This window comes from Enterococcus sp. 6D12_DIV0197 (assembly GCF_002174385.1).
Classification (GTDB): domain Bacteria; phylum Bacillota; class Bacilli; order Lactobacillales; family Enterococcaceae; genus Enterococcus_D; species Enterococcus_D casseliflavus.
The window spans coordinates 1,903,452-1,907,367 of the sequence record NZ_NIBN01000001.1 but is presented as its reverse complement, the minus strand read 5'-3'; the positions used below and the strand labels follow the sequence as shown (position 1 = coordinate 1,907,367).

7 protein-coding genes are annotated in these 3,916 nt (G+C 40.6%); all 7 read right to left on the bottom strand.

Annotation, left to right across the window (positions count from 1 at the left end):
* On the bottom strand, nucleotides 1-515 hold a 515-nt coding region (locus A5867_RS18195; RefSeq protein ID WP_249270032.1), incomplete at its 3' end, for a translation initiation factor IF-2 N-terminal domain-containing protein.
* Between the two features lie 12 nt (nucleotides 516-527).
* Nucleotides 528-830: a YlxQ-related RNA-binding protein gene (locus A5867_RS08765; RefSeq protein ID WP_015509584.1), complete on the bottom strand. Its 303-nt coding sequence runs from the start codon at nucleotides 828-830 to the stop codon at nucleotides 528-530.
* Nucleotides 823-1,119 carry a YlxR family protein gene (locus tag A5867_RS08760; RefSeq protein ID WP_005225922.1) on the bottom strand — a complete coding sequence of 99 codons (297 nt, stop codon included), beginning with the start codon at nucleotides 1,117-1,119 and terminating at the stop codon, nucleotides 823-825. The genes A5867_RS08765 and A5867_RS08760 overlap by 8 nt, the downstream gene beginning before the upstream one ends.
* A gap of 16 nt (nucleotides 1,120-1,135) precedes the next feature.
* Entirely contained in the window at nucleotides 1,136-2,350 is a 1,215-nt protein-coding gene (gene nusA, locus A5867_RS08755) for a transcription termination factor NusA (RefSeq protein WP_060792086.1), read from the bottom strand.
* A 21-nt stretch (nucleotides 2,351-2,371) separates the two neighbouring features.
* Nucleotides 2,372-2,845 (bottom strand): ribosome maturation factor RimP, encoded by a 474-nt coding sequence (rimP, locus tag A5867_RS08750; protein ID WP_005225920.1) that lies wholly within the window; start codon nucleotides 2,843-2,845, stop codon nucleotides 2,372-2,374.
* Between the two features lie 207 nt (nucleotides 2,846-3,052).
* On the bottom strand, nucleotides 3,053-3,394 hold the full coding sequence (locus A5867_RS08745; RefSeq protein ID WP_225869294.1) for a DUF2752 domain-containing protein: 342 nt from the start codon (nucleotides 3,392-3,394) through the stop codon (nucleotides 3,053-3,055).
* A complete protein-coding gene (locus A5867_RS08740; RefSeq protein WP_008378150.1) occupies nucleotides 3,391-3,825 on the bottom strand; it encodes a DUF4234 domain-containing protein in 435 nt (144 codons plus the stop codon). Before A5867_RS08740 ends, A5867_RS08745 begins: the two co-directional genes overlap by 4 nt.
* Nucleotides 3,826-3,916: the final 91 nt, after the last annotated feature.

Here is a 3,916-nt window from a genome sequence, read left to right as displayed (position 1 = left end):
CCTTGATTGTTCGGACGGTTTTGCTGTCCTTGATTATTCGGACGGTTTTGTTGTCCTTGGTTTGTTGGGCGGTTTTGTTGCCCTTGATTGTTACGATTCTCTTGGTTATTCACTCGATTATGACTTCCTTGGTTATTTGGTCTGTTACTTCCTTGACTGTTCGTGCGCTCTACTTGTCCTTGACCAGCAGGACGGTTATTACTTTGCGTAGTTCGCTGTTGACTTTGATTGTTATGACGGTTTTGGAAGTTAGGATTATTTCTTTGCGTTTTAAATTTCTTTTGTTCTTGTTTTTCCGGCTGGTTGGCTGGTTTCTGATTTGCGGGATTTGAGTTTGCAGATGTTTTACCATTTGGATTGCCGCCTAATGACTGCTGCAATTTCTGCGCCTCTCCATCTGAGATCGCGCCCATATGATTTTTGACATCAAAGCCTAAAGATTGTGCTTTTTCAACAACCTCTTTGCTCGATTTGTTCCATTCTTTTGCAAGTTCATAAATTCTTTTTTTCCCCATGCAATCACCTTCCTAACCTAATATTAATTCCTGCACCTTCCTTGCAAATCCTTGATCTAAGATGCCAATGACCATTCTTGGTTTCCCAATGGCCGCACTGATTTCATCAGCAGAAAATGCATCTAGGAGCGGAATTTCGTAATAAGAACTTTTGTCCTTAATTTTCTTTTGTGTATTTTTACCAGCATCACTGGCGACAATGACCAAAGCAGCTTTCTCATTGCGAATCTCTTTTAAGGTCATTTCTTCACCAGTCACTAATTTCCCAGCACGCATGGCTAGTCCTAACATATTTAATGCTTTGGTTTTATTCATTTGCAAATAACTCTTTTCGCGCTTTTTGGTGCGTTACATAGTCCAATAGTTCTTGGTAAAATTCATCTGTTAATTTCGTTTCCAGCACCCGATCCAAGATCCGCTTATCCCATGCTTTCTGGGCTTCAGCCGGTTCGATCGCTATATAAGCTCCTCGACCGGGCATTTTTCCTGTTGGATCGATGGAAACAACGCCTTCTTTTGAACGAGTGATACGAAGCATTTCTTTCTTAGGCAGCATTTCGCCTGAAATCACTGATTTTCGTAAAGGAATTTTTCGTTTTTTCATCACGATCTCACCTCAACTATTTTTCGTCAAACTCAACATTTTCATAATCATCCGCAGTCATATCTGATGAAAGGATCGCTTCATCAACTGTTTCTGCAGATTCTGTTGCTTCTGTGCTGCTTTCTTCAGCAGCTTCTGAAGCAGTTGCATCATACTCATCGATATAGTCGCCTTCATCCAGCTTCGCATAAAACTCTTCCATATCTGTTTCTGATTTGATATCGATTTTGAAGCCAGTCAATTTGGCTGCTAGACGAGCATTTTGTCCGCGTTTACCGATCGCCAATGATAATTGGTAATCAGGAACGACAACAGTACATGCTTTCGGATTATCAACGTCGAAAATAACGTCGCTGACTTCTGCTGGATTCAACGCATTGGCGATGAAGATCGCTGGATCTTCATTCCATTCCACGATGTCCATGTTTTCGCCTTTTAGTTCATTGACGATCGCTTGAACCCGTTGACCTTTAGGGCCGACACAAGTGCCGACTGGATCGACGTTGGCATCAAAGGAACGAACAGCGACTTTGGCACGATCCCCTGCTTCACGAGCAATACTTACGATCTCTACAGTACCATCATATACTTCTGGCACTTCTTGTTCAAATAATCGGCGTAGCAAATCTGGATGGCTACGGCTAACGAATACTTGAGGGCCTTTCGAAGTATTTTCAACACGAGAAACGAATACTTTGATCCGATCATGGGGTTGATAAAACTCATTTGGCATTTGGTCTTGTTTTGAAAGCACGGCTTCAATTTTGCCTAAGTTTACATAAATATAACGATTGTCTTGGCGTTCAACGATTCCTTGCAGAATGTCTTTTTCGTACGCACTAAATTCGTTATAGATAATGTTTCTTTCTGCTTCACGGACCCGTTGCAAAATGACTTGTTTTGCCGTTTGCGCCGCAATACGACCAAAGTCTTTAGGCGTTACTTCAAAACGGATTTTGTCGCCGATTTCATAAGCGGGATTGATTGTCATCGCTTCTTTTAATGAAACCTCTAGTTGCGAGTCCATGACTTCTTCTGTCACTTCTTTGACTGCATAGACGTGGATGTTGCCTTTTTTCTGATCAAATTCAACTTCCACATTTTGTGCTTGCCCGTAATGACGTTTGTAGGCTGAAACCAATGCCGCTTCCAAGGCATCGATGACAATCTCTTTTGAAATGCCTTTCTCTGCTTCTAATGCATCCAATGCATTCAACATTTCTTTACTCATGATTCTTTCATTCCTCCGTGTTTAAAATTGAATGGCTAAACGAGCTTTGGCAATATTTTTCCGGTCGATCGTTCGTTCTTTTTCTCTGGTTTTGATTCGGGTCTTAATAACTAGCTGATTTTCGTCGAATGACTGTAAAAAGCCTTCGAACTGTTTTTCTCCATCAATCGGTTGATATAAAGAAACATGAATGTACTCGCCGACTGCCCGTTGGTAATCTGCTTCTTTCTTCAATGGACGCTCGGCGCCAGGGGAAGAAACTTCCAAGAAATAGGCCTGTGGAATAGGATCAGGTTCGCATTGGTCTAATTGTTCACTAAGTTGTTCACTGACAAAGGCACATTCCTCGATATCGATTCCGCCTTCTTTATCAATGAACACACGAAGAAACCAATTTTTCCCTTCCTTCACGAATTCTACTTCAACTAATTCAAATTTTTGCGCATCCAGAATAGGGGTCACTATATCTGTAACAGTTTCCACTACCGTACTCACAACATCGCCTCCTTTATTTCTCAACGAAACGAACTTCATTCCATTAAAAAGAGTGAGCGAAAAAACCGCTCACTCACTCTAAGTATCATTACATTGTAAATATAACACAATTTTCATAAAGATTCAACTACTGTCGCATGTTCCCTTCGCTTTCAGAAAAAAACAAAGCATTTTCTTAAAGATTTTTAATGCTTGGGTGAATGGCTGTTAGTGAATCACTTGACCAATCCGACGTAGTAGTTGTGGGAAAATGCTCTCTGGATCAAAGTCCATTGGCGCGTCATGTGGGAAATGAAGCCAGAGCCGACCACCATAAACCACTAGTACCAAAAGTGTCAATGTCACCCACAGGTTGTGACTGTAGTAAAGTTTGCTGATTTTCGGATTTTTTTTGAATAAAACGATTCCGAATACGATCGGCACTAACCAAAACAAGGGATGAAAATGCAGCGCACCTTCAAGATCACCCTGAAATAAGTGCAAGTAGGCGCGCGTCATGCCACAACCTGGACAAGGAAACCCCGTTAACCATTTAAACGGACAAATCAATAATCTACCCAATCATCTGAATCAGACGAATCGTTTGTATTGTTAGATGAGGTCATGGCATTTTGATCAGCCGCTTCCCACATTTGGTTCATATCACCTTGTAAAATCGCCATGTTGATGAAATCAAAAGCAAACAGGCTCAAGACGACAAAAAGAATTTTGTTGTCACTCAGACGGGGCATATTCGCTCGCTGTTGTGCACTCATAAAGATATCCGCAATTCGGTACCACCAATAAATTTGATACAATCCACAAGTAAGGATCGTGAGTAAAATCGACGTCTCTGGCGAAAGACGATTATCCCCGCTGTATTCTGCCAGCTCTTTGGTTGTTTGGTACATCCAAAAGAATGTATAAATGCCACAAGTAATAAATGTTAATAAAATGACCGATACAACCGATTTCTTTCTAACTCCGTAATTATAATTCATCACAAACTCCTTCTAGTTTATTCCTTTTTATCACATACTAATTATACACGATTTTATTCACAAAAACAAAAAAAATCTAATCATTTTATTT